Source organism: Altericista sp. CCNU0014 (genome assembly GCF_044923475.1).
Classification (GTDB): Bacteria; Cyanobacteriota; Cyanobacteriia; order Thermosynechococcales; family Thermosynechococcaceae; genus JAAURS01.
The window spans coordinates 2800842-2827091 of sequence record NZ_CP137338.1; the positions used below are offsets into that span (position 1 = coordinate 2800842).

The following is a 26250-nucleotide window of genomic DNA, read 5'->3' on the forward strand; positions in this document are numbered from 1 at the left end:
GTCAATAGTACGGCACTGTGGTAGCGTGCCAAAAAAAAATTGCGAATGAGTTTCGCCCCCGCGAAAAACCTTGGCATTTAGCTTTAATCCGCCGTTCGCGATCGATTTCGAGGCGCACTTTTACGCTTCTGAGTTTAATAAGTTTTTTCAAAAGTTTAGTCACTGATGGTCGTTTTTATTCTTTTTTCCTGCGTAGTTTCCTTTTGGTTCTATCTCTACGCTGCCTATATTGGGTTGATGTGCTTCAAGCAATCCGAACCCACGAATTCAGACTACCATCCTCCCATCTCTATTCTGAAACCCCTTTGCGGGCCAGACGCTGACGCTTATGCAAAGTTATCGTCTTTCTGCCAGCAAGCGTACCCCATTTACCAAATTATTTTTGGCGTTCGAGACCCTGCCGATCCGGCGATCGCAGTGGTCGAAAAGCTGATTGCGGATTTTCCCCAAGTCGATATTCGGTTAGTCGCGGACGACCGTATTCTTGGCAACAACCTCAAAGTCAGCAACATAGCGAACATCGAACCTTACGCTCACCATGAGTTTTTACTGATCGCCGACAGCGATATTAAAGTGGGTCCCTCCTATTTGCAGCGGCTCGTGCAGCCCATGCAAGATCGGAACGTCGGGCTAGTCACCTGTCTCTATCGCTCTCAGGCGACCAACCCCATCGCGGCCTTTGAAGCGCTGTCGATTTCTACGGATTTTCACCCCAGCGTTTTGGTCGCGCGGCAGTTGGGTTGGATGAAGTTTGCGATGGGTTCCAGCATCCTCATCCGACGCAGCGTACTCAACGCGATTGGGGGCTTTAAGGCGATCGCCGATCATCTGGCCGACGATTTCATGTTGGGCAACCTGACGACCCAGGCAGGCTACCGCGTTGCCCTCTCGGACTATGTCGTAGACCACACGCTAGAAACGCCTACTTTTATCGATTTAATCGAGCATCAAACCCGTTGGAACCGCTGCACTCGATCGTCTAACTTTACCGGGTATCTGGGCCTATTCTTTTCCCACGGCGTAATGTTGAGTTTGGTTTTGGTGGCCTTAACCCGAGGAGTGGCGTGGAGTTGGGCGGTATTCGGATTGATTTTAGCCGCGCGATTGTTCGCGGCTTGGGCTGTTGGCGTGAGGTGTCTCGAAGACCCTGTTGTCGCAAAGTTTTTGTGGCTGGTACCGCTTCGAGATCTGCTGAGCTTTGGATTGTGGGTCTACGGGCTCGCAGGCGATCGCGTCGTTTGGAGAGACCAGCAGTTTTGCTTGCTCAAAGGCGGTAAGTTAGAGCGGCTGGAGCCGCTTTCAGAAACAGCCCTCGTTGCCAAAGAAGTCGAACCTACCGAGTGTCTTAAGGTTTAAAGCGCGCGCGTTTGGAGGCGTGAGATCGAGCGAACGGCGTTATTTTAACGATCCGCTGGCACGGTCGTGAGGCTGGTCAGCATTCGTTCCAGTCGCTGCACGTTTTTGCGATCGTTTTTGCTCGCAAAGATCTCCGAGGCTTGTTTGAGATCGCTAATCGCTGATTGCGAATCACCGACCTTGAGCTGGGCAGACCCTCGATTGGCGTAGGCATAGGCGTAATCCGGTTCGAGTTCGATGGCTTTATCGTAGTCGGCGATCGCCTTTTGGTATTGTTTCTCCTGCACGTACGCGTTGGCCCGATTGTAATACGCCAAATGGAGGTCGGGATTGAGGGTGAGGGCTTGGGTATAGTCCGCGATCGCCGCCGCATGCTGGCCGAGCTCGTCTCGGACGATACCTCGATTCACGTAAGCATCGGCCTCTTTGGGGTTTTGGGCGATCGCTCGATCGTAGTCCTTGAGGGCGCCTTCGAGGTCCCCCAGTTGAAGCTTGCGGGTGGCGGCGATCGCCAGTTTCGATTGCGACGCATCCGATTCGGGCGGTTGGCCTCCGCAGCCGACGCTCGTGCTGCCCGCGAGCAAAATTAAGCTAAAAGCCTTAACCCAAAATCGTTTATCCAAAAACATTTGACTTAAGCAGGAGGTAAATACTGGACAATAAACGCCAATACATCGGCTAGGCCGTCTTGATGCTTGAGGTTGGTAAACACGAACGGCTTAGCACCCCGCTGGGCCTGTGCATCTCGATTCATAATACTTAAATCGGCCCCGACGTAGGGCGCGAGGTCGGTTTTGTTAATCACGAGCAGATCCGACTTCGTAATTCCAGGTCCGCCCTTGCGAGGAATTTTGTCCCCCCCCGCCACATCGATGACATAAATGGTGACATCCACGAGTTCGGGGCTGAAGGTGGCGGCTAGGTTGTCTCCCCCGCTCTCGACAAACACGATATCCAAGCGAGGAAAGCGAACTTCTAACGTTTCGATCGCCGCAACATTAATGGACGCATCTTCGCGGATGGCCGTATGGGGGCACCCTCCCGTTTCGACACCCACAATGCGATCGGTCGGTAAAGCCTGGGAGCGGACCAAAAACTGAGCGTCTTCTTGGGTATAAATATCGTTGGTAACAACCGCAATTTCGTAGCGATCGCGCAATTTTTTGCAGAGCGCGTCTAGTAAGGCGGTCTTCCCCGAACCGACCGGGCCAGCTACCCCAATTCTCAAAGGATTCATCGATTTATAACTCGCGGAACAACTGTTCGAGCACTTTAGTCCACTCTGTACTATCGTAAGTCGTGATAAGACTAGTTCAGAATTTTGAAGTGAGTAGGAGTGCGTTATGAAATTTCACCCTTGGGTATCCATTCCAACAGTGGCCGTCGTGGCGGCTGCCTCGGTTCATTTTCCCAGCGCTGCCGCCGTACCCGATCCAGAACGCAAAATTGAGAAGGCCGTAGAAGTCTTTGAAGAAATTATGACCGATACGGGCAGCCGAATTCCCAAAAAGCTGTTGGAACAAAGCCAAGGGATTGCCATTATTCCAGGGGTTGTGCGGGCCGGCTTTTTTCTGGGCGGTACTCGCGGGTCTGGAGTCATGGTGGTGCGCGACCCCGGCGGTTCTTGGAGCAATCCAGCTTTTATCAGCTTGACAGCAGGTAGCGTGGGCCTCCAATTTGGCGCAAAATCGAGCGATATCGTGCTGATTTTCAAGAGCAGAGATGCAGTGAATCAGTTTATGACGGGTTCTTTTAAGTTTGGCGGTAGCGTTTCCGGTACAGCAGGCCCCCTGGAATCCTCTCCCGTCAATCCAGCTCGCGGGTTTAGAGATGCGCCCATCTATACCTACGCGCGCAGCAGCGGTTTGTTTGGCGGACTGTCTTTAGAAGGGACGGAACTTGCCTTCGATCCAGAGCGCAACCAAAAGTTTTACGGCAAAAAGCTGACGCCCCGCCAAATTTTTAACGATCCGTTCTTAAATTCGCCCCCCGTGGCCGAGTCTCTCAAAGATACGCTGGAGCAAGCGGAATCTGGCGTTCTCCGCCGGTTCTAATCCTCTATTCCTGGGTTGGCGGCAGCGCGTCCGTCGGAGCGCCGCGATAGCGGGTCCGAGGGTTAGCGACGTACTTTTGCACCAGACGCGGCAGGTCGCCCCGATGGCCCATCACGATCACGATGTCTCTGGAACTCAACTCCAGGGAGCGCTCGGGGTGGATAATGGTCGCCCCGTCTGCGGCCCGCCTGAGGGCGACCACGATAAACGTGCCCTTGCCTCGGATTTCAATATCGCCAATAGTCGTCCCAACAATGGGCGAGTCGGGGACGACCACGAGCTCGTCCACCTGGATGTCCACCTGAGACAGCAACTCGTTCAGGGTTTGGCGTCCGTCATCCTGACTCAGAAAGTCTAGGGTGACGGGATGGGTGATCATATAGGCCATTCGTTGGGCGCTAATGGAAGCGGGAAGAACCACCTGATCGGCTCCCGCCAGTTTTAACTTTTTCTCGGTGCTGGGCAATTCCCCGCGCGCAAAGATGCGGAGGTTGGGGTTGAGTTCCCGCGCGGTGAGGGTAATGAACACGTTAATGGCATCGTCGGGCAGGACGGTCGCGAGAATTTTAGCCCGATCGATCCCTACGGCCATCAAAATGGGTTCCTCGGTTGCGTTGCCAAATTTCACCAGATAGCCCAAGGCTTCTGCCATGGTGACGCGCTCTGGATCGTGGTCGATGACCACAAAATCGAGTTTCGATTGCGACAGTTGCCGCGCTAAAATCTGCCCCATGCGACCGAAACCGCAGACGATGACATGCCTTCGCAAGGACTCAATATCTCGGTTCATGCGCCGAACTCCAAGGACTTTATTAATTTCGCCTTCGGTCACCATTTGCAGGAATGCCCCCACGATATAGATTGCCGAAGTGGTGCCTGCAATGATGACGGCGATGGTAAAAACCCGCAGGATAGGAGTGGTAATGGGACGAACTTCTCCGTAGCCCACCCCAAACACGGTAATCACCACCATGTAGGCCGCATCTAACCACGACCAGCCCGCCAATCGATAGCCCAGAACGGCGGTCAAGAGCGTCGTGCAGAAAAATAAACCGCCGAAAACAACTCGTTTCAGGGATCTATTCATGGAAAGAAAATGTCATTAGAGCCTGTCCAACCCATTAGGGAACTCTTTCAATCCTGAGGTCTTCTTTTGCTAAACTCAAGTCATTCTAGACACAACCCTTGATTTTACGTGAAGAAAGATTGGCAGCGTCTGGATTTTGAGGATGATAAAGGATGGGAGGGATTGGCTTTTTCTGAGATGCCTGTCGTTTTCTTAGGGCCTTACGGCGATAGCGTTGCACCAAGGGTCCGCAGAGGGGAGTCCGGTTGAAGATTTTGCTCCAGGATATTAGTAAAGCTTACCGTCAGCGCTCGGTGGTCAACCATGTCACCGTGACGGTCGGTCGCGGCGAGATTGTGGGGTTGTTGGGCCCCAATGGCGCGGGTAAAACCACCACGTTTTATATCGCGACGGGTCTCGAAAAGCCAGATCGAGGCAAAGTCTGGCTGGACGGTCGCGATATTACCCATCTGCCCATGCATCAGCGCGCCCGCCTGGGCATTAGCTACTTACCTCAAGAACCCAGCATTTTTAGAAATCTATCGGTGCGGGAAAATCTGCTGTTGGCGATGGAGCAAACCCAAGTGCCGCGCCATCTATGGCCCAAACGCTTGCATTATTTAATTCACGAGTTTAATTTACAGAAAGTTTCGGGGAGTATGGGTCTGGCCGTTTCTGGGGGGGAGCGCCGCCGCACCGAACTGGCACGGGCCTTAGCTGCGGGATCTGAGGGACCGCAGTTTTTGTTGCTGGACGAACCGTTTGCGGGGGTAGACCCGATTTCGGTGGCGGATATTCAGGAGATCGTGTCCCGGCTGCGCGATCGCAATATTGGTATTCTGATTACGGACCACAACGTGCGCGAAACCCTCGCCATTACAAATAGGGCCTATATTATGCGAGAGGGACGGGTATTGACTTCCGGCACTCCCGAGGAACTTTATAATGACCCCATGGTGCGTCAGTACTATCTAGGCAGCCAATTTCAGCGATGACGCCTCATTCTTTCCGCATGTCTCAAACGTTGCAGCAGAGCCGATGGCCTTGGTTTCCAAGGTTGTCCGTGTTGGATCGGTACGTACTCCAAGAGTTACTGAAGCCGTTCTTGTTTGGCGTGGGCGTGTTTTCGGCAGTGGGGGTTTCGGCGGGTTCGCTGTTTACGCTGCTACAGCAGGTCACTTCGACTCAACTGCCCCTAGACATCGCGCTGAAGATTTTGCTGCTTCAGGTGCCGCGCTTTGTCAGTTTTGCCCTCCCGATGGCCATCTTGCTGGCAACTTTATTGTGTTTGGCGCGGCTGTCCGGCGATCGCGAGCTGACGGCCCTGCGGGCCTGCGGGGTGAGCTTTTACCGCTTGCTGGCTCCCATCTTAGTCTTTTGCCTGAGCGTCATGGGCCTGATGTTCTTCCTGAATCAGGATCTGGTGCCCTTTACTCAGTACCAGTCCAAGCTGATGATGCAGCAACCGGCCTTGGAAGGCAAACTCAATTTGCAGGACAAGAACGTGTTTTATCAGGAGTACGGCCCCGATCGCGAAGTGCGTCGGTTCTTCTACGCTCAAACCTTTGACGGTCAGTCCATGCAAGCGCTGACCATTTTGGATTTGACCCAGCCCAGCGCCAACCAAGTGATTTCCGCAGAGCGAGCGACCTGGGATCCGAAAGAAAGTCGCTGGCAATTTCAAAACGGTCGAATCTATCGCGTGACGGCAGATGGAAGCGACCAGAGCGTTGCTTCTTTTAAGGACCAGCAGCTTTATATTCCGAGGGACCCCTTGGACTTGGCCGCACCCCAACAGGCGCTAGAAGATATGTCGATCGCCGATGCCCGCAGCTATCTCGCGCAGCAGCGTCAGGTCGGGAACGCTAACAAACAGCGCAAAGCAGAATTGCACATTCAACAACAGTTTGCCCTTCCGGTCGTCACGCTTTTGTTTGGTGTGGTCGGCAGCATTCTGGGCACGTCAATGCGACAGGTTTCTAACAGTACTGGCTTTGGGGTCTGTATCCTAATCGTGCTGGGGTACTACTTCTTTGGATTTCTAACGAGCAGTCTTGGCAATTTGGGTCTCCTCTCACCGATCGCCGCAGCGTGGCTGCCGAATGCGGCGATCGCCATCACGGCAACAGGATTACTGGTAAGGGTCGATCGCTAGCGCGGCGATCGCCATTTTAAAGCGGTGCCGCGAGGTCATGCCGCAGACCGGGAAGTTGCCGATCGTCGAGCAGGTGATTCCCCCAGGCAACGAACCGTTTATGGGCAAACTTCTCGATCTGAATATGCTAGTACAGCTTGGCGTAAGTTTCTCATGCATCTAAGCGGTCAAAGGCTTGCCCTTATAAGTCCACTTAAACGGCTTTGCCATCGTGCGGTTAAAGTATTCGATAAACTCCAGGATACGGGTTCTGAGGTGAGCCTTACTGGTGAAGCTCGAGCGCCGCAATAACTTACGCACCAAAATGCTAAACCAAATCTCAATCTGATTGAGCCAAGAGCAATGTTTAGGGGTGAAATGTAACACCAGACGGTGAGCGGGGTCTCTCAAGAAAGCAGCGCGGGTCGCCATCGATTTGAGAATGCCAGACTTACCCTTTTCTCCCAATGCAGGAAACTGCGGTTCAAGTTCAGCGACGATACGGACTAATGCTTCAGATTGATGGGTATTGAGACAGTCCATCACCAGGTGCGTCTTCAGCGCGTCTGGATCCTGAGCCAGCAGTGCCCTGATATGGGTGTCCAAATCTTCCTCCGTGCGGCTGTCTCCTACGTCAGCCTGAGCAATGCGACCACTGGCGACGTTAAATGAAGCAATCAGCGCCTGAGTGCCATGCCGGAGGTACTCGAACTCAACTTTTACACCACGTCCCGGCTTCATGGGAATATCTGGCATCCGACGCTCCAAGGCTTGAATTCCCGTCATCTCGTCTAAACTGAAGGTCATCTCTCCCCGTTCGGCTCTCTCGAGCGCTAATTCATAGACCTCGCAGATATCTTCGACCTTGGCTTTGAATGCTGGGTCGGGGGGGGATGTAACCAGTAACCACTCTGATGAGGTTTGAGGTCTGCTTCTGCCAGGAGTCTTCCGACATGCCGTGGACTAATGCTCTCAACGATCTTTTGCGCGATCAGCTCATCGGCAAGTTCTCGAGGGGTCCAATGACTGATGGGACGACCATATTTCTCGGGTGGGTCGCACGCTAGGGCATAGAGCTCAGTGAGTTGTTCTAAGGTGAAGGTTGCTGGCTTTCCACAGCGAGCTGCATCCTCTAGACGCGCCTCTACTGACAACTTACGATCGCTCAGTTCTAGCCATCGGTTGCGCCATAACCGACTGGTGTCTTTGGTGATGTTCAGTGCGCGTGATATTTCTCCATGACTTTCTCCTGCTGATGCACGTAGGATAATTTTGGCTCTCAGGGCGATCTGTTGTGCCGTGCTCGAACGCCTCAAGAGTTTCTCTAAATCCGCTTTCTCTGACTCACTGAGTTTGATGGGCTTTGCTGACAGTTGGGGCATCGCTTTGAAGCCTCTTCTCTTCTACCTCTCAATGGTAGATCTACTTTAGCCAAGCTGTACTAGTCATGTGTCCCGGCGGATGCGAGCGCACGGAAATCGAGTACCGCGAGTTATTGAAACAAGCCGGATTTGAACTGATGTGGATCGTTCCGACTCAGACCATTGCAAGCATAATTGAAGGAGTGCCGCTCTAGGTCGAGCGCTTCCCCCAACGATCGCAAGAGGGTCGGAGGCCGATCGCCAGTTAGTTTCGGGTCGCTTGGGTTGGGCGGCGCGGGTAGAACCGTCGCGCCGATGGGGACTGCATCGACAAATGGCGATCGCGCCGTGGGAGCGTCTCGATCGACCCTCACGACGGCTGGGTGAGCAACCTTCAGTCCTGACGGCCAGACCGTTGCCAGCGTTGGCGAAGACGGTACCATCCAACTTTGGGATACTCAGCAAGGAACATTGCTAAAGTCCTTAAAAGGACATGAAGGGATGACCCAGGCGATCGCCTTCAGCCGCAACGGCAAGCTGTTAGCCAGCAGCGGGAAAATCGCTCAATTGAGCGGGCATTCCGATCTGGTCAACGCGATCGCCCTCAGCCCCGACGGGAAGCGGTTGGCGAGCGGCAGCGCGGACAAAACTGTCAAAATTTGGCGCATCGAGGTGCTTTAGCCAACCCCTAGTGTTCCATGGGTAACTGGTCGGTTTTACTAGCAAAAATTCTTTAGCCGTCGGTAAGCGGCGGCTAAAGATGTTGTTTTTAACTGCCACGAAAATCACTATATTAATTGAGACGATTGCCGCTCAGGTTATCAAACTGTATGCTATCCACTTGATATTTGAAGCTATTTTTGTACAAAATGCTTTAGAATGCACAAACCTAGCCCATCTCCCCGTCCTAGAAGATCTCAGCTTAATGTCCCTCGCCTAAGCATTCATTTTTATGAGGTTCGTACGCATCTGAGCAACAGTCTGTGATTAGCTAACTTTTCATCTATCGACAGCTTAGGTGCTGCGTTAATCGATGACTCATCGTAATCTTGCTCAAAATAAGCCTCAAAAAAGACATCATGTGTTTGCTATCTATCGCAAACCCATTTTTTTGATTATTTTTATTAGCGTCTTACCAACCGTCATTTTGTTGATCATTTCCTATTTCCAGGAGACTGCCGCAGCAAAAGCCGATTTGGAAGGCATGGTCGGAATAGCGACGGCTGAGACGAATGCACTGCTAGAGGACGCTGAAGCTAGGCTCCGTCGAAGCAACATCGATCTTCAAGCTGCCGACAATCAAACTGCCGCCAATATTTTGAAACGACAAATCTATAATGATTTTCGGTTTCGGGAAGCAGGTCTTATCAATCCTGAAGGGTTATTGGCAGTATCGAGCTTAGGCGTTTTAGACAAGCCTGTCCCTGTCTCTGCCATCATGTCTCAGTTCAATCCTAACAATCCTGAACTCCAGATTTTAGGGCCGGGCAGAACGAAACTCATGCAGGAAAATTCTATTCTTTTCGTATTGCAGGGGTCTGGTCGCATTGGCAGAACTTATCTATTGGTCGATCCAGCAATTATCACTTATTTTCTGAAGTTAATCCCCAATCAAAATTCAGGACCCTATGGGTTTATTGCCCTAGTCAAAAACGATCGGCATCTGCTGAGCGGCATTGGAGCCGTTCCTCAAGATATTTCTACTAGCCTAAAGGATTCTTCCTTTGACACCATACGATATTCTCAAACCACTAAAGATAGGAACATTAAAACGGTCGGGGGCATGAACCGCAGGTGGGCGCTGCGATATTGGCTGCAAAAGTTGCTCGTTGCTGCTCCAGTCACTATCGCGATTAGCGGGGTTCTCAGCTATCTCTTCATCCGTCAGCTCCGTCAGGTGAATGGTTTAGAGTATGAGGTGAAACGCGGCATTATCGAAGATGAATTTGAGATTCACTACCAGCCAATCATGGACTTGGACACAAGGCAGTGTATTGGATCGGAGGCATTACTGCGATGGCGACATCCACAACGCGGTTTGCTCTATCCAGGTCTTTTTATTCCGATTGCCGAGCAGACCGGGCTGATCGTACCCATGACCGAGCGGCTGCTGGAGAAAGCGATTCAAGATCAGGCCACATTTGGAAAGCGGGTTCCAGGATTTTATACCTCTGTGAATCTCTCTCCTACTCAACTCAATAAGGGCGATGTAGACCGTCTGATTCAGATTTTGGGATCTGCCAAAAATTGCCCTGAATTTAGGATCGCATTTGAAATCACTGAAAATAAGCTAATTGAAGAACAGGGAGAGGTGGTTCAAGATGCGATCGCTCGCCTCAAGCAGTGGGGATGTCGTTTTGCCATTGATGATTTTGGAACCGGGTACTCTAATATTGCCTATTTACAAAAGCTCGATCTGGATCAGCTGAAGCTAGATCAGCTCTTTATCAAGGGACTCGAACACGACAACAATATGATGCAGATTGTGGATAGCCTAATCGATCTTGGAAATCGGCTCGGCCTGACACTCATTGCTGAAGGCATAGAGACCGAAGCACAATACCAGTACATTAGGGATCGAGGTGTCCGTTATGGGCAGGGGTGGCTCTTTTCGGTACCCCTACCGTTTGAAGAATTTGAACAGTTTCTTCGGGTATCCACTGAGCTTGACTTTATTCAATTACGCTGCATAACACAGTAGATCAGTTCAGAACTGGAGTATTTCTGGAGGGACTTTTTGAAGTGTAGCGTTTTGAGTAGACATTTCAAAAAGTTTGGCAGACCACAGGGAGCGGCGAACTTCGGCCAAAGCATCAATGACACGATTTGGAAGCTAGCACTCAAAAAAGGGGCTGGAACCTAGCATTCTCGTTGTCAGACCCAAAGTCTAAAACGCCCGAAAGCCTTCTTTGACACGATTTTTAAAGTAACCTGCCAAGCTGTGTGCTTTAGCCCTCCCTCCCTTGGCCGACAAACCGACGGACTACTGCGCAGCCGCTTTGCGATAGTGAATGGCAGTTACCCCTTCGCGATCGAGCAGTTCGCCGCGATCGACAGTGGCGTAAACCAACCAGCGATCGCCCGCTTCCATCCGATTCTGCACCGTACATTCCACATAGGCCAATGCCTCATCCAAAATCAGACAGCCATTTTGAGCGGCGTGGGTGCTGAGTTTGCCCAAAGCCTCCCCGTCCGCATTGGCGGAGAAATGGCGGCGGAGATTGCGACCTTCTCTGAGCACGTTCAGGACAAATCGATCGCCCGGTTGAATCATCAAGCCAGCGCGTTGCGCTTCGCCGACCGCCAGGATCAATCCCGGCGGGTTGAAGCTGGCTTGAGAGACCCAAGAGGTCAGAAATCCCCGATGAGTATTGTTCCAAGCCGTTGTAACCACGCAGAGCGAACCGATGATGCGCCCGACGGCCTGCTCCGTGCGATCGACGGGGGTTGCGGTTTGCGCTTGGCGAGGGCTGCGGAGTTTTTTGGACTTTTTGAGCGCTTGGGCAAATTCGCGGCCTGCGGTGGCGCACTGCTCGATCGCGTCTTCCGTAGGGCTAAAGCGAACGCGGATCGGGTCGAAGCCAAAGCGATAGTTGGCATCTTGAAGTTTGCCTTCAATTAAATCCACCGCTTCCCCGCTCCAGCCGTAGGAGCCAAAGACACCCGCCAGTTTGGTTTTGGGAGCCGCAGACAAAATCGAACCGAGGGCTGTCTGAATTTGGGCGGGCGCGTGACCGCCAAGGGTGGGGGAACCGATGATAAATCCATCGCAAGCTTCAACGGCACGGGTAATCTCGGCAGGGTCTGCGAGTTCGCAATTGATGGATTCCACCGCTACATCGGATTGGATGAGTCCTCGGGCGATCGCACCTGCCAAAATCGCCGTATTGCCGTAGGCCGACGCGTAGAGCAGCGCGACCCGCAATTCCTGCTGTTCTTGCGCTTGGCACCATTGGCGGTAGTCGTAGGTAAAGCGGCTCAGGCTAAAGCGCACGACAGGACCGTGGGCGGGCGCGTAGCATTGAGCGTTGACAGTCGCGAGTTTGTCGAGGGCAGTTTCGACCTGTTTGGCCTGGGGGGCGTGGAGACAGTCGAAGTAGTAACGGCGATCGCCGTCGAGCTGCTTCCAGTTTTCATCAAATAGTGCGTCTTCGCAAACGTGGGTGCCAAAAAACTTATCGGTATAGAGAATGCGAGTGGCTGGATCGAAAGTCGCGAGAGCATCGGGCCAATTGGGGGTGGGCACGAACATAAATTGCAGGTTGTGGCCTTGCCCTAAATCCAGGGTTTCGTCGCCCCGCACGGTTTGAATTTTGAGGTTCCAGTGGGGGAAAGCGGTTTTGAGTCCGTTGGCTGCAGGTTTGGAACACAGCAAAGTTGCCTGAGGCGCTCGAGCGAGGAGTTCTTTGAGCGTTGCAATGCGGTTGGGATTGACGTGACCGAGCAAAATGTAGTCGATCTGGGTCAGCGCAATCCGATCTTGCAGGGTCTGAAGGTAAATTTGGGTAAAAGATTCCCCTGGCGGGTCAAAGAGGAGGGTCTTGTCGGCACGAATGAGGTAGGAGTTGGCCGTGGTGCCGCGCTGGCGAGCGTATTCCGCTTCAAACTTGAGTCGGTCCCAGGTGCGCGATCGCAGAACCCTCGTATTCACTCCAATTTCAGCGACCTGCACGTCGCGAGGTTTTGCGGCGATCGGCGTTGGTAAATTCATGATTGCTATCCTTTGGAGTTGTTTCAGTTACTGGATTTCTTGTAAGGATGGATGCAAGGTCTCAATAATGGGAAGGCCATTGGCAAGGGGAATATTGTGGGAACGTTCATTTTCCTCGCTCGACTCATGCATTGCGCGGTAACGTTGCGATACGGCTTGTTCTGGATCGATACCTTCAAAAGTGGGGGGCAGCCAGACTCGACTGACGAGCAATGCGCCTAGGCTGAGAAGAAACGCGCAGGTGGCTAATACTTGAGGCCAGGGTGTTTCCAAGACGCCGCGCACGATCATTTCGCGAAGGACGGACACGATCGAAACTTCTACGGCAACGCCGATCGATACGCGGTGCTCTTGGAGGTAAATAATTAACAGCCGAAACAGTTCGACCAAAATGAGCAGAAATAAAATATCGGAGGTGACGGAGGGAAAGTCTAAGGGTGGCAGCAGAGATAATGCGGTTTCGTAGAGTTGCACCAGCATCAGGGAAAACAAGCTCATGCACAGGGAAATGACAATCACATCCTGAACGGATTCCAGCACGCGGATCATGCGCCCACTGTTGAGCCAGGTGTTATTGGGGGAAGAATAGGATTTGATTTGGTTTTCCATGGTTTTCTGCTCCGGCTGTTGGGAAAAGTGGGCGTAGGGGCGCAAGGCTTTGCGCCCCTACAGAATATTTCGCCTATTTGACTTGTGTCAGCATTGGTCGTCTGGAAGAGGGCGCAAGGTATGTGCGCCCCTACAGGATGGATTGCAATAAAAAAACAACCCTTTCCTTAGTAATGGTTGCCAACTTTGCGATGGTGAACGGCAGTTACCCCTTGGGCCTTCGCTACTCGCCCCGCTTGCACCGAGCTATAAATGACCCAGTGATCGCCGCAGTCCATCCGGCTGGTGACTTCGCATTCCATATAGGCCAACGCATCGGCCAAAATGGGCGAGCCGTTGCTGGCATCGTAGGTTTTGATTCCGGCAAATCGATCGGCCCCCGGTGGAAACCGTTTTAGAAAATGCCGCATGAGCGGTTGGTAATTGTCTTCTTCCAGCACGTTCAGGACAAACCGATCGCCACAGTGCAACAGCGCCTCGATGGCGCGGTCCTTCGCCACGGCGATCGCCACGCCCAGCGGACTCAGGCTGGCCTGCGTCACCCAAGAGGCCAACATCGCACTGGCGATCTCATTCTCAGGGGTACCTTTGCGGGCGGTAATGATATACAGTCCGCCGCTGAGCCGACCTAAGGCCCGATCTAAATCCGTATCCAGGGATTTCATCTGTTTGACCGCGCGATCGCGGGTCAACCACTGTCCCAGGTCGGTTCCGGCCTCTTCGCAAAGTTGGTCTAGGGCTACGGTCGGCGGCTCCTTTAGCAAAATGGGCGGAAATAGCTCCGTTACGCCAACCTCTCGGAATTTGTTGCGGAGCGGATACAGAGGCTCATCGTGGCTGCCGCCGGATTCAAAGAACCCGATCGCCTGTTTGCTATGGGCTGCAGCCAAGATGGTGCTGAGGTTGGTTTGCGCGACGGCATCTTCCTGGGAGGGCATCCCGATCGCGATGCCTGCCGCAGTATTCACCAAATCCAGCACGTCTTGCCGATCGATGTCGCTCAGATCGATGAGTTCCACTTCAACGCCCGTTTTGGCAATCCCCAGGCTGATTTGCTGCGCTAAGTGGTGGCTGTATCCGTAGCCCTCGCAATAGAACACCGACACGATCGGTTCCGAGCTGGCTTGGGCCGCGCTCCATTCGCGGTAGCAGTTCACCCAATTCGCGCGGTGATGCTTGAGAAGGGGACCATGTCCCGTGGCGATCGTTTCAATCGTCAGCGGTTCCATGCGCTTGATGGCGGCTAATACCGATCGCGCGTTTGGCCCCATCAAGCAGTCGTAGTAAGTTTTGAAGTCGGCCTCTAGGATCTGAGGGACTTCATCAAAGACATGGTCGTCACAGTAGTGCATCCCAAAGGCATCGCAGGTAAACAGCGTCTGGGTTTTGGCGTCGTAGGTAAAAATCGTATCCGGCCAATGCAGGTTGGGTGCGCTGATGAATTCCAACTCGCGACCTTTGCCGAGGTCGAGGCGATCGCCCTGTTTCACGACCCGCGACTGAAAAGGACGATGCACCATATTCTCTAAAAACTGAATCGCCACCTTTGCCCCTACAACCGTGACTTGAGGCGCTAACGCCAGAACGTCAGCGATCAAACCGCTGTGATCTGGTTCCGTGTGGCTCACGATCAGGTAATCCAGCGTGAAAAGATCGATGGCTCCCTTTAATGCATCGATATATAAGGTGCGAAATTTTTGATGGGAGGTATCGATGAGCGCGGTTTTATCGCCTCGCAGGATAAATGAATTATAGGTAGTGCCGTTCTGGAGTTCGAATTCAATATCAAAGCGATCGCGGTCCCAATCCAGCGATCGGATCGTGGTGGTGTCGGGCGCGATCTCTAAAGTTTGGAGCGTGATGCGGCTTGGCGCCTGCGATCGTTCTTGGAGTAAAACCATAAATCCCCTACCTCATAGATTTTATAATCGGTTTTCCAAACTTTGTTGACTGGCGTCTATTTTCGAAGGCATCAACACTTCTTAGAAAATCTCTATGCTTGGATTTAAAAATCCAGTCTCTCAACCTCACGATAAAGAGGATGTTGCTAAAACGCAATATAGATTTTATATTTATTACTTTTTGTAAAAATAGATTGTGTCTATCTTCGGATCCAGAACATTATGCGCCTCAAGATTGCGATCCCCAAGGATGGCAGCGACAGAGCCAGGGAATTGCAATAAAAGCTCCATCTCCATCAACCTCAAAGCTTATGCTTTTAAGCTGTCAACCTCTCGGCGGCAAACTGCGTTCGCTGCAAGAGCCAACGCTGAGTCCCCATCAGAGCTAAACTAAAATAGATAAAATCTATTAGATTTATTAAAAAATAAGACTTTTATCTATTCCTGTTCGAGGGTATCATCAATTCAATGTTTGAAGCCTAACCATTCAAAACGTCTTGGGTGCGCGATCCCCGTCACTCACTTCATGAATGATCCTTGATTCAAATACAGCTTTGTTAACCATTGATATTCAGCATTTATTTGATGGTATCAATCCAGGAAAATGCAGAACTCAATTCTGTAATGACTCATTTTCAAATATAAGGAGCATCGTCATGGTTGAATTTGTTATGCCCGCTGTAGTTGCCAGCTACTTCGGCATCTTGATCTTGTCTTTTGCGTTGCGCCAGATGAGTTCTACAGATTCTGATGTCTGAATTTTAGGATTGATTCTCAATTTATTTACTTAAAGCGCCTAATTGTCTGTTGGGGACAGTTTAGGGCTTATTAAAATGTTTTTGCCCCAAGGAGATGCCATGAGTCAACTTTCCCGCCGTCAGTTCCTAGTCAGCGCAGGAGCCTCGGCAGCCGGAGCCATTCTACTGAAGGGTTGCGCGATTAACCCACCCTCTCCCGCCGATCTTTCGCCAAAAGCCCAGGCTTTGTCCCTGAGTCCAAGTACAACTCCAGAAATTACGAATGTAAAGCTGGGCTACATTGCGATCGTGGAATCGGCTCCGCTGATTATTGCCAAGGAAAAAGGATTCTTCGATCGCCACGGGATGACCAATGTCGATGTCGCCAAACAAGCCTCTTGGGGCGCAGCCCGCGACAATATCGAAATTGGCTCCGGCGGGGGCGGTATTGATGGCGGTCAATGGCAAATGCCGATGCCCCACCTGATTTCCGAAGGTCTGATTACTAAAGGCAATCGCAAGATTCCGATGACCATTTTGGCCCAACTCAATACCCAGGGGAATGGAATTGCGATCGCCAATAAGCACATCGGCAAAGGCTTTGGGGTTGACCTAGCCAAAAGTGGCGCTGCCGATTATATCAAAGAGATGAAGCAATCGGGCACACCCTTTAAAGCGGCTTACACCTTTCCGAAGGTCAACCAAGACTTTTGGATTCGCTATTGGCTGGCAGCGGGTGGCGTCGATCCGGATGAAGACTTAGATTTGTTGGCTGTTCCGGCCTCCCAAACCGTTGCCAACATGCGAACGGGTACGATGGACGGATTTAGTACTGGCGACCCATGGCCCTACCGCATCGTGCGCGACAAAATCGGATTCTTGGCGATGTTAAACGGCCAAGTTTGGCCAGATCACCCGGAAGAATATCTGGCGATGCGCAAGGACTGGATTGAAAAATATCCCAAAGCGACCAAAGCCATTCTGAAAGCCGTGATGGAAGCCCAAATGTGGTGCGACGACCCCCAAAACCGCGAAGAAATGACACGGATTTTGGCCCAGCGCAAGTACTTCAACGTTCCGCCCACCTTCTTGCTCGGCCCCTATGAAGGCAAGTATGCCATGGGCGATAAGTTCACAGAAATCGTCGATCCGAAATTGGCTACGAAGTACTGGAAAGATGGACATGGGAGCGTCTCTTATCCCTACAAGAATCACGACATGTGGTTCTTAACCGAAAGCGTACGTTGGGGATTCTTGCCCAAGAGTATCCTCGGCCAAGCGGATCGGATTATCAACACCGTCAACGGCGAAAAATATTGGCGCGAGGCGGCTCAGGAACTGGGTATCGCGAGTAAAGATATTCCGAAAGAAACCTCGCGCGGCATTGAGAAGTTCTTTGACGGTGTCGAATTCGATGCTGAAAAGCCGGAAGCCTATTTGAATAGCGTACGCATCAAAGCCATCAAAGCCTAAATCTGTGCAAATGCTTCATTCCCACGAGGAATTGACTCGCTGCTTCCAAATAAAGCCCCTATATCCCCCCAATTACACACTAAATTGAAAGGAGAACAGAACATGACCTTAGCTGCAAAGCGACCGAGTAAAAGGCTATTTGGCTTCAATCTTAAAAAGATCCGAAAAGATATTGCGCCTCCTCTCATTGCAATTTTAATTTTCCTAGGAATTTGGCAACTTTTATCCTGGTCTGGTATTACCTTACTTCCCGGCCCTCTCAGTATTTGGACCGACGAGCGCACCCGCGAACTTTTGCTATACCCCTTCTACGATCGCGGTGGGATTGATAAAGGAATGTTCTGGCAAACTTGGGCCAGTCTGCAACGGGTGGCTATTAGCTACACCTTGGCTGCCATCGTGGGAATCTCCACCGGGATTTTGGTGGGAACCACGCCCGTTATTTCTAAAGCCCTAGACCCACTCTTTTTATTCCTGCGAACCGTCCCGCCTCTGGCATGGGTGCCTATTTCCCTAGCTGCACTCAACAAGAACGAGCCAGCGGCGCTCTTTGTTATCTTTATTACTTCTGTCTGGCCCATCCTGATTAACACGGCGGTTGGCGTCAAGGAAATTCCCCAGGACTACAACAACGTCGCCAAAGTTATCAAAATTTCTCGCAAAACATACTTCTTCAAAATTCTCATTCCTTCCGCACTGCCCTATATTTTCACTGGGTTGCGCGTTGCAGTGAGCTTGGCTTGGTTGGCAATTATCGCTGCAGAAATTGTGATGTCCGGGATTGTTGGGATTGGCTTCTTTATCTGGGAAGCGTATCAGAACAACTACATCAGCGAAGTGATTTTGGCCTTGCTGTATATCGGCATGGTGGGCTTGATTCTGGATCGCTTCATGGCTTGGCTTCAAAGTTTGATTGTTAAAGGTTAGAACCCAGTCCATTGAAGCTTTAAGACCCTTACCCCAACCCCTCCCTTTAGAGGGGAAAGGGGAGCTAGAGCCGCAAGTTTCCGCTGAACTGAAGACATCAAGGGAAAATAATCATGAGCGATTTAGTAATTGTCGATAATGTGGATAAATCTTTTCCGCTATCTGGGGGTAATGAATATTTAGCCCTTAAGGGAATCGATCTCAAAATCAAAAAAGGCGAATTTATTGCATTAATTGGGCACTCTGGCTGCGGTAAGTCAACGCTGCTGAATATGATTGCCGGACTCGACTTGCCGACTGGGGGCATCGTGACGCTGGATGGCCTCGTCATCAAACAACCCGGCCCCGATCGCATGGTGGTGTTTCAGAACTATTCGATCCTACCTTGGTTAACCGTGCGGGAGAACGTTGCCCTTGCTGTTGATGAAGTACTCACCGAAAAGTCTGCTCAAGAGCGCAAGGAAATTGTGTCGCAGTACGTCAACATTGTGGGGCTGTCGGGCTGTATCGATAAATTGCCAACGGAGATCTCTGGCGGGATGCGCCAACGGGTGGCGATCGCCCGTGCCCTAGCGATCCAACCCAAGCTGCTGTTGCTGGACGAACCTTTTGGTGTACTGGATGCACTGACGCGCGGTAACCTGCAAGAACAGCTCACCCGCATCTGCGAGGAAAATCAGGTATCGGCGCTAATGGTGACCCACGAAGTCGATGAAGCCGTGTTGATGAGCGATCGCGTGGTGATGATGACCAACGGGCCCGGCTCCAAAATTGGCGGCATCTTAGAGGTGGATATTCCCCGCCCGCGCAAACGCATGGATGCCGTGAAGCATCCCAGTTACTACCAACTGCGCAGCGAAATCATTTACTTCCTCAACCAGCAAAAACGAGTGAAGAAAATGAACGCGCGCAAGGTGGCAGTAGTGCCCCGCCACGGCCTGGAAAAAGTCAATCTGGAAGTGGGTTATGTGCCGCTGACCGCCTGCGCTCCTATCGCAGTGGCCCAGGAGAAAGGGTTTTTCAAAAAGCACGGGCTAGATGAAGTGTCGCTGGTGCGCGAATCGAGCTGGCGCGGCATTGTCGATGGCATGGCTGGGGGCTATATCGATGCCGCTCAAATGCCCTCGGGACTTCCCATCTGGATGACCCTTGGCGGTGCGGGCAATCAAAGCATCCCCGTGGTCAGCGCCATGACCATGACGCGCAACGGCAATGCCATTACCCTCGACAAGCGCTTCCAAAAGCAGGGCGTCAAAACCCTTGCTGACTTTAAGGAAATGCTCCATGCCTCGCCTGACCAATATCACCGCATGGGCGTCGTGCATCCGTCTTCCATGCATAACTTGCTACTGCGCTATTGGTTGGCCTCAGCAGGAATCGACCCCGATCGCGACGTCCATCTCAAAACCATTCCGCCCGCTCAAATGGTGGTCGATCTCAAGGCAGGAACCATCGATGGCTTTTGCGTTGGCGACCCTTGGAATCTGCGAGCTGAAATCGAAGGCATTGGCTTTACCGTTGCCACTGATGTCGATATCTGGAGCGGACATCCTGGTAAAGTGCTGGGCGTGCGAGAGGACTGGGCCAATGCCTATCCCAATACCCATATTGCGCTAGTCAAGGCACTGATGGAAGCTTGCCAATACTGTGCCGACCCCCAAAATGCTCAGGAAATTTGCGCCATTCTGGCCAAGAAGGATTATGTTGCGACCAATCCAGACTACATCCACCTCGGCGGTCCCGGCGATATTATCCCCGGCGTCAGCTCGGTCGCGCACCATCTGTTTTACGGGGACAACGTCAATCGCCCCAGTCGGACGGAACACCTTTGGCATATGGTGCAAATGGCACGCTGGGGGGATGTCCCCTTCCCGCGCAACTGGGTAGAAATCCTCGAAAAAACCTGCCGCGTCGGCGTATTTAGCACCGCCGCACGGGAACTGGGCCTTTCTAACCTCACCTATTCCAAGGCATCCCTAAAGCTCTTTGACGGCAGCACCTTCAATGCAGACGACCCCATCGGTTATCTCAACAGCCTTGAAATCAAGCGCGATATCACGATGGCGGAGATTGCGCTGGAAACGCCGCGCATTGTGGCTGCCTAGGGTCAATGGGTAATGGGTAACGATCTTTATTATTGCCAATTACCCATTGCCGATGACCGAACATCGCCTATCCGTTCAGCAATCCTTCAACCCAACCACTACCTATGACAACCTCAACCCTTCCCAATCGCAACGCCCCATCGGGAAAGACTGCCCCCGATGCCTTCCTCACGATGGACAACGTGACCAAGATTTATCCCACACCCTCTGGCCCCAATGTGGTGATTAAAGATATCAATCTATCCGTCAAGGAAGGGGAATTTATTTGCATCATCGGCCACTCTGGCTGCGGTAAGTCTACATTGCTCAACACCATTACTGGATTTGCCACGCCCGACCAGGGCGAAGTGCGGATGGAGGGCAAAAAAATCACCGAACCCGGCCCCGATCGCATGGCAGTGTTCCAAAGCTACGCCCTCATGCCCTGGCTGACCGCTTTCGAAAACGTATACCTGGCCTTCGATGCCGTCTTCCCCAATAAATCGAAGTCCGAAAAAGAAGCCGTCGTGCAAGAACATTTGGCGATGGTGGGACTCGGCGACGCCATGGAGAAAAAGCCCCCGCAACTGTCCGGCGGGATGAAGCAACGGGTGGCGATCGCCCGTGCGTTCTGCCTCCGCCCGCAAGTGTTGGTTCTCGACGAGCCCTTTGGCGCGCTGGATGCCATCACCAAGGAAGAAATGCAGGAAGAACTCTCGAATATCGTGATGGATCACCGCTGTACCGTATTGATGGTGACCCACGACGTGGACGAGTGCATCTTCTTGGCCGATCGCCTCGTGATGATGACCAACGGGCCTGCTGCTGGGATTGGCGAGATCTTGGATATTCCGTTCCCCAGACCGCGCGATCGCGCTCAGATCATGGAAGATCCGCTCTACTACGATCTGCGCAACCAGGCTCTAGACTTTCTTTATAACCGCTTTGCCCACGACGACGTGGCTTAGCGCTCTGTCCCCCATAACAAAGGAATCTGAAAACCGATGAAAGCATCGCTGATTCAGTTCGTCATAGTTTTAAGCGCGATGACAATCCCGATCGCTTGTCAATCGCCCAGCCCAGCCCCGGAATCTGAGGGCGAAAAAACGGAGCAAGAGCAGCAGGAAAAAGAAGGTAAAGAAGGTAAAGAAGATGAGGACGAGGATGAGGATGAGGATGAAGAGAAAAAAAGGTGAAGGCAAGGCCAAAAATGAGGATAGGGAAAAAGACGATGGACCTAGTTATTCCGTTTGAATGTCCTTGTCCTTCGCTATTGGATTGAGAAACCCATGTTTGGTCGAGTTGCCGAACGGCGGATGCATATTGTCCGGTGGATATTGACCAGCGGATGGCTGTTCCTGATTGCTTCGCTCTTTTACGACCCCTTTTCGCCTTGGCTCACCCAGCCGGATAACGTCTGGAGTCCGCTGCGCATCGATCCGACGCGCTGCGTGAAGGTACAGGGCGTTTGCTTGCAGGAGCAGCCTTATGCTCTCGGGACCACCATTTTTTGGGGCATCGTGGTACCCAGTTCTATCTTCATCCTGCTGATTTTTGGCCACGAGCTGTGGCGGCGCATTTGTCCGCTCTCGTTTCTTTCGCAAATTCCGCGCGCTTTGGGTTGGCAGCGACAGGTGAAGCGGGAGAATCCCAAAACAGGTAAGGCTCGCTACGAACTCGTTAAGGTCAAACCCGGCTCTTGGCTGGGGCGAAACTACCGCTACCTTCAGTTTGGGTTGCTGTACCTGGGCTTGTGCGCCCGCATTCTGTTTATCAATTCCGATCGCCTAGCTCTGGCAGCTTGGTTTGGAGTGACGATCGTGGCGGCGATTGCCGTGGGGTATCTCTACAGCGGCAAGTCTTGGTGTCAGTACTTTTGCCCCATGGCTCCCGTCCAGGGTATCTATGCCGAACCCAGTGGCTTGTTTGCCAGTAAGGCCCACGTCGGCGACCAGCAAATCACGCAATCCATGTGCCGCACGGTCGGCGAAGATGGCAAAGAGCAAAGCGCTTGCGTGGCCTGTCAGAACCCCTGCATCGATATCGACGCCGAGCGCGCTTATTGGGATGGAGTCGCCCAACCCGAGCAAAAGGTAATTTATTACGGCTATGTCGGCTTAGTAGTGGGCTACTTTTGCTACTACTACCTCTACGCGGGGAACTGGGACTATTATTTTTCTGGCGCTTGGGCGCACCAAGAAAATCTGCGAGAGACATTGCTGAAGCCGGGATTGTACTTGTTTGGAACGCCGCTCCCCCTCCCCAAGCTCGTGGCGGTGCCCTTAACTCTGGGACTTTTTAGTGCTGGGGGTTATTTCCTCGGGTTGGCTGTCGAGCGGTACTGTCAGACTTCCCTCAAAAACAAAAGGCAGCCGATTCGTCCAGAGCTGTTGCAGCATCGCATTTTTACAGTCTGTACCTTTTTTGCGTTCAATTTTTTCTTTGTGTTTGGGGGGCGTCCCCTGATTTTGCTGCTGCCGCTGTTCCTACAATTTTTCTACGAAGGAATTGTGGTGGGCTTAAGCACGCTGTGGCTCTACCGCACTTGGCAGCGCAATCCCGATCGCTATGCCCGCGAGGGTCTCGCCAGCCGTCTGCGACGACAGCTCAGCCGTCTGGAGCTGAATGTGGCGCAGTTTTTGGAAGGGCGATCGCTCGAAACCCTCAACACCGATGAAGTTTACGTGTTGGCCAAGGTGCTGCCTGGCTTTACCAAAGAAAAACGCTACCAAGCCTATAAAGGCGTTTTGCGAGAAGCCCTGGAAGAGGGCTACGTCAATACCGTCAGCAGTCTGGAAGTGTTGCAACAAATGCGGGCCGAGCTAGATATTAGTGAAGACGAACACCGCGCAGTTTTAGAGGAGTTGGGCGTTGAAGACCCAGAACTACTGGATCCGAACCAACAACGATCTCGGGAAAACCAAGTGCGCTTGACGGGCTATCGCAAGGCTCTAGAGCGGATGCTCGCCCTCCAGCAGCGCCAGGCGATCGCCCAAACCGATCCAGGTCAAACCCAAGTTGGCAACACATCCGAAGCACTTCAGCTCCTACGACGGGAATACGCGACGACCCAACAGGAAGAGTCGAGCATCCTAGAAAATCTAGATCCGAATGCGGTTTTGGTGCATCGTGCCGAAGCCCTGCTCCACCAACTCGAAAATCTAATCGATCGCTATCACGCCCTCAACCAACCTTCTCTGAAAGGTCAAGAAACGGTTTTAACCCTCCTGCGCACCACCGTCCTGCACAAAAAGCGGTTGTTGGTGACGGGGTTGCTTGAAATCATCGAGCATTTTCAACAACAGCCCGAGCCTGGCAATCGCGCTGAATCTCCAGCCCTGGATTTAGCCGTGGCGCTCGAAAAACTATCGCCTGGGGTGCTGCAAGATCTGCTGGCTGAAAGCGCGCAACGTCCAGAAGATCCTGCAAGTTGGCAGCGTCGCCTGAGTCCCCAAATTCTCGCGCTACTGACGCAGCCAGCTGAGACGCCCGCAGCTTGTTCCTTAACGCTGACGTCGGGGGCGATCGCCACCCACTTGGATGCCCTCGTCTTCGAACCCAATCCGCTGATTCAGGCTGTAAGCCTCTTCATGTTGTTCGAACTGGATACCCAACGCGGCCAAGAACGCGCTGCCTATCTGCTGGCTGCTAAGCCCAAACCCAATGCGCTGGTGCAGGAAGTTGCGACCGCGATCCTCGACCCAGCGACTCCGCCAGGAGCGCCGCTGGCGTCTTTTAAAACGCTTGAAAAGTTAGTTTACCTGTCCAATAGCGATTTCTTTGGTGGGGTTCACAGCGAAACGCTGATCGATCTGGCAAATCGCGCTGTTGTCAAGGTCTATCAGTCCGAAGAAACGATTACGGAAGAAGGCGATACCTGCCGAGAGCTATTGCTGCTTATAGAAGGGAGCGCTCAAGTTCAGGCGCACCCGATGGACGATAGCCCCGTGCCAGCTCAGGCTTTGCTACCGGGACAGGTTTTGGACGAACTAGAGGTGTTATCCCACGCGCAGCAAACCAGCACTATTGTGGCAAAGGCTCAACCTACCCGCATTTTGGCAATTCCCGTAGACACCTTTGACGACCTGCTAGAGCGCGATCGCGATTTTGCTCGGCGCGTTCTAGCAATGGAGAGCGATCGGTTGCGACAGCTCGCCCAGTCTCTAACCTTGAAATAGGTTTTGGTACACTAAAACTAGCGTTGCGGAATGGCCCGATGACTCTCGCTAAATCCTCTTTAACCCTCGCAGAATTTCTGGATCTCCCCGAAACCGAACCTGCTAGCGAATACATTGACGGAGAAATCCAGCAAAAACCGATGCCAAAAACAAAGCACAGTCGATTGCAGTTAAAACTCTGTAATGCAATTAACGATGTGGCTGAATCGGCTTTGGCTGCCTATGCTTTTCCAGAACTGCGGTGCACGTTTGGCCATCGGTCTATCGTTCCAGATATTGCTGTCTTGCTTTGGCCAAAGATTCAGTGGGATGAGACAGGCGAGCCTGTTGATGATGTTAAAGTGTCGCCCGATTGGATCGTTGAAATTCTCTCCCCCGGTCAAAGCCCTAATCGAGTGACTCAAAAAATTCTGTATTGCCTCGAACACGGTACGCAACTGGGGTGGATGTTAGACCCATCCGATCGCTCGATTTTAGTGTTTGTGCCAAACCAATTGCCTATTTTTTACGAAGGGGGCGATCGCCTACCTGTGCTGACCCCAATTGCCTTGGAACTCACCTGCGATCAAATTTTTGGCTGGCTGAAAATGAATCCAGCTGTCTCGTAGGTCCTAAACGCGATCGCCCAGGGATGGCAGATGGGTCAAGTCGCCAAGCCGTTGTTTTCGCAAAAGTGGGAGGAGGACTGAGAGAAGCCCCTCGCGCAGTGGCAGGCGGAGTTAAATATTCAGCCTATCCAGAGGTGAATTGTGGTAAAGTCGCCTTTGTAATTGCCTAGCTTTCGTTGACTCTGGTTGGGATAAATCTTGCTGTTACAGCAAGCTGAAATGCTTACGACCATTTCTGTTGATATTTCAGGCTGTCCAATCTTCGATCTGTAAGCCTGCCACTTTACCAAAATCTTGATGATTACGGGTTAGTAGAATCAATCTACGGAACAGTGCAATTGCCGCGATTCGCGCATCCATTTTTGCCAGTTGAAGTCGTTGTGACTTTAATCGATCGAATGCTGTAGCTGCACCTGCGTCGAATGAGATGAGAGGCAACACTTTGAAGTCGCTAACAATCCGCGCCATCATTTCATATCCTTTCACTACGTCATTCAGATTACGAGCGCGATTAATATAAGCATGACTGCCAAGTACCTGCTCGTGAAATGTCACAGTGGACACCGCAAAATCTGATATTGGGTATTGAGCCATACGTGCCGAAAAGTTGCTGTAATCCTTCCCTGATTGGCGCTGAAGAACGCTCAGATGATCGGTATCCAACAAATATCTCATTGCTCGTCTTGCACTTCGAGGATGGACTCATCCCCTTGGCGAATCGCTTGCCCATAAGCAAGAACCTCCTCAAAAGCGGGTTCATCTTTGAAGGATCCCGTAATTTGTTTTAGCCAATTTGTTGGCTGAGGAGCCGCAAGTTGTTGCTGTAACTCAGCTACCACAGCTTCTACTGCTGCAAGTCGGTCTTCTAAAGAAATATTGGTTGCCATTTACGTCTCCTCTAATCAATGGCTTCTATCTAAAGGCTAAAGGGTAACGAGTAAAAAAGGCATAGATTCAATGGTGGCGCTGGCTAATGCAAGACGATCGCTCGGTGGCAGTTTGAAGACATGCTCTTTAACTTCTTGTAGCAACATTGACAGCTCCTAGGATT

23 protein-coding genes are annotated in these 26250 nt (G+C 52.1%); 13 read left to right on the plus strand and 10 right to left on the minus strand.

Annotation, left to right across the window (positions count from 1 at the left end; translation table 11 throughout):
- Window positions 1–165: 165 nt before the first annotated feature.
- On the plus strand, window positions 166–1356 hold the full coding sequence (gene hpnI, locus R6H26_RS13770) for a bacteriohopanetetrol glucosamine biosynthesis glycosyltransferase HpnI (protein ID WP_404791070.1): 1191 nt from the start codon (window positions 166–168) through the stop codon (window positions 1354–1356).
- A 44-nt stretch (window positions 1357–1400) separates the two neighbouring features.
- Here the strand turns inward: hpnI and R6H26_RS13775 are convergent, their stop codons facing one another.
- Window positions 1401–1985, minus strand: coding sequence for a tetratricopeptide repeat protein (locus tag R6H26_RS13775; protein WP_404791072.1), 585 nt, complete (start codon window positions 1983–1985; stop codon window positions 1401–1403).
- Window positions 1986–1990: 5 nt separating this feature from the next.
- Complete coding sequence (ureG, locus tag R6H26_RS13780) at window positions 1991–2593, minus strand: urease accessory protein UreG (protein WP_404791074.1); 603 nt, start codon at window positions 2591–2593, stop codon at window positions 1991–1993.
- Window positions 2594–2699: 106 nt separating this feature from the next.
- On the opposite strand from ureG, the gene R6H26_RS13785 reads away from it, so the two are divergent.
- Window positions 2700–3410 carry a lipid-binding SYLF domain-containing protein gene (locus R6H26_RS13785; protein ID WP_404791076.1) on the plus strand — a complete coding sequence of 237 codons (711 nt, stop codon included), beginning with the start codon at window positions 2700–2702 and terminating at the stop codon, window positions 3408–3410.
- A gap of 4 nt (window positions 3411–3414) precedes the next feature.
- On the opposite strand, the gene R6H26_RS13790 is transcribed toward R6H26_RS13785, so the two are convergent.
- Window positions 3415–4497, minus strand: coding sequence for a potassium channel family protein (locus R6H26_RS13790; RefSeq protein WP_404791078.1), 1083 nt, complete (start codon window positions 4495–4497; stop codon window positions 3415–3417).
- Window positions 4498–4742: 245 nt separating this feature from the next.
- Between R6H26_RS13790 and lptB the strand changes: the two genes are divergently transcribed.
- Together lptB and R6H26_RS13800 are read left to right on the plus strand one after the other, a co-directional pair.
- Entirely contained in the window at window positions 4743–5471 is a 729-nt protein-coding gene (lptB, locus tag R6H26_RS13795) for an LPS export ABC transporter ATP-binding protein (protein WP_404791080.1), read from the plus strand.
- Entirely contained in the window at window positions 5468–6631 is a 1164-nt protein-coding gene (locus R6H26_RS13800; RefSeq protein WP_404791082.1) for an LptF/LptG family permease, read from the plus strand. The genes lptB and R6H26_RS13800 overlap by 4 nt, the downstream gene beginning before the upstream one ends.
- A 159-nt stretch (window positions 6632–6790) precedes the next feature.
- Here R6H26_RS13800 and R6H26_RS13805 read toward each other — a convergent pair whose 3' ends face one another.
- Together R6H26_RS13805 and R6H26_RS13810 are read right to left on the minus strand one after the other, a co-directional pair.
- A complete protein-coding gene (locus tag R6H26_RS13805; RefSeq protein WP_404791083.1) occupies window positions 6791–7417 on the minus strand; it encodes a transposase in 627 nt (208 codons plus the stop codon).
- A 26-nt stretch (window positions 7418–7443) separates the two neighbouring features.
- Window positions 7444–7992, minus strand: a complete 549-nt coding sequence (locus R6H26_RS13810) for a helix-turn-helix domain-containing protein (protein WP_404791085.1) — start codon at window positions 7990–7992, stop codon at window positions 7444–7446.
- A gap of 450 nt (window positions 7993–8442) precedes the next feature.
- On the opposite strand from R6H26_RS13810, the gene R6H26_RS13815 reads away from it, so the two are divergent.
- Together R6H26_RS13815 and R6H26_RS13820 are read left to right on the plus strand one after the other, a co-directional pair.
- Window positions 8443–8652, plus strand: coding sequence for a WD40 repeat domain-containing protein (locus tag R6H26_RS13815; protein ID WP_404791087.1), 210 nt, complete (start codon window positions 8443–8445; stop codon window positions 8650–8652).
- A 352-nt stretch (window positions 8653–9004) separates the two neighbouring features.
- On the plus strand, window positions 9005–10672 hold the full coding sequence (locus tag R6H26_RS13820; protein WP_404791089.1) for an EAL domain-containing protein: 1668 nt from the start codon (window positions 9005–9007) through the stop codon (window positions 10670–10672).
- Window positions 10673–10954: 282 nt separating this feature from the next.
- Here R6H26_RS13820 and R6H26_RS13825 read toward each other — a convergent pair whose 3' ends face one another.
- The 3 genes from R6H26_RS13825 to R6H26_RS13835 all read right to left on the minus strand — a co-directional run bounded on the left by R6H26_RS13825 (window position 10955) and on the right by R6H26_RS13835 (window position 15192).
- Window positions 10955–12682: a diflavin flavoprotein gene (locus R6H26_RS13825; RefSeq protein ID WP_404791091.1), complete on the minus strand. Its 1728-nt coding sequence runs from the start codon at window positions 12680–12682 to the stop codon at window positions 10955–10957.
- A gap of 27 nt (window positions 12683–12709) precedes the next feature.
- Complete coding sequence (locus R6H26_RS13830) at window positions 12710–13231, minus strand: phosphate-starvation-inducible PsiE family protein (RefSeq protein WP_404791328.1); 522 nt, start codon at window positions 13229–13231, stop codon at window positions 12710–12712.
- Between the two features lie 227 nt (window positions 13232–13458).
- Window positions 13459–15192 carry a diflavin flavoprotein gene (locus tag R6H26_RS13835; RefSeq protein ID WP_404791093.1) on the minus strand — a complete coding sequence of 578 codons (1734 nt, stop codon included), beginning with the start codon at window positions 15190–15192 and terminating at the stop codon, window positions 13459–13461.
- Window positions 15193–16049: 857 nt separating this feature from the next.
- Here R6H26_RS13835 and R6H26_RS13840 point away from each other — a divergent pair.
- The 7 genes from R6H26_RS13840 (at window position 16050) to R6H26_RS13870 (ending at window position 25199) form a co-directional block, all read left to right on the plus strand.
- Window positions 16050–17402, plus strand: a complete 1353-nt coding sequence (locus R6H26_RS13840) for a CmpA/NrtA family ABC transporter substrate-binding protein (protein WP_404791095.1) — start codon at window positions 16050–16052, stop codon at window positions 17400–17402.
- A 102-nt stretch (window positions 17403–17504) separates the two neighbouring features.
- Complete coding sequence (gene ntrB, locus R6H26_RS13845; RefSeq protein ID WP_404791097.1) at window positions 17505–18329, plus strand: nitrate ABC transporter permease; 825 nt, start codon at window positions 17505–17507, stop codon at window positions 18327–18329.
- A gap of 113 nt (window positions 18330–18442) precedes the next feature.
- A complete protein-coding gene (locus tag R6H26_RS13850) occupies window positions 18443–20434 on the plus strand; it encodes a nitrate ABC transporter ATP-binding protein (RefSeq protein ID WP_404791098.1) in 1992 nt (663 codons plus the stop codon).
- Between the two features lie 104 nt (window positions 20435–20538).
- Complete coding sequence (locus tag R6H26_RS13855) at window positions 20539–21381, plus strand: nitrate ABC transporter ATP-binding protein (protein WP_404791100.1); 843 nt, start codon at window positions 20539–20541, stop codon at window positions 21379–21381.
- Window positions 21382–21417: 36 nt separating this feature from the next.
- A complete protein-coding gene (locus tag R6H26_RS13860) occupies window positions 21418–21609 on the plus strand; it encodes a hypothetical protein (RefSeq protein WP_404791102.1) in 192 nt (63 codons plus the stop codon).
- 93 nt (window positions 21610–21702) lie between these two features.
- Window positions 21703–24591: a cyclic nucleotide-binding domain-containing protein gene (locus tag R6H26_RS13865; protein ID WP_404791104.1), complete on the plus strand. Its 2889-nt coding sequence runs from the start codon at window positions 21703–21705 to the stop codon at window positions 24589–24591.
- 38 nt (window positions 24592–24629) lie between these two features.
- Window positions 24630–25199 carry a Uma2 family endonuclease gene (locus R6H26_RS13870; RefSeq protein WP_404791106.1) on the plus strand — a complete coding sequence of 190 codons (570 nt, stop codon included), beginning with the start codon at window positions 24630–24632 and terminating at the stop codon, window positions 25197–25199.
- Between the two features lie 246 nt (window positions 25200–25445).
- Here R6H26_RS13870 and R6H26_RS13875 read toward each other — a convergent pair whose 3' ends face one another.
- Complete coding sequence (locus R6H26_RS13875; RefSeq protein WP_404791107.1) at window positions 25446–25862, minus strand: type II toxin-antitoxin system VapC family toxin; 417 nt, start codon at window positions 25860–25862, stop codon at window positions 25446–25448.
- Window positions 25863–25870: 8 nt separating this feature from the next.
- Window positions 25871–26086, minus strand: coding sequence for a hypothetical protein (locus tag R6H26_RS13880; RefSeq protein WP_404791109.1), 216 nt, complete (start codon window positions 26084–26086; stop codon window positions 25871–25873).
- Window positions 26087–26250: the final 164 nt, after the last annotated feature.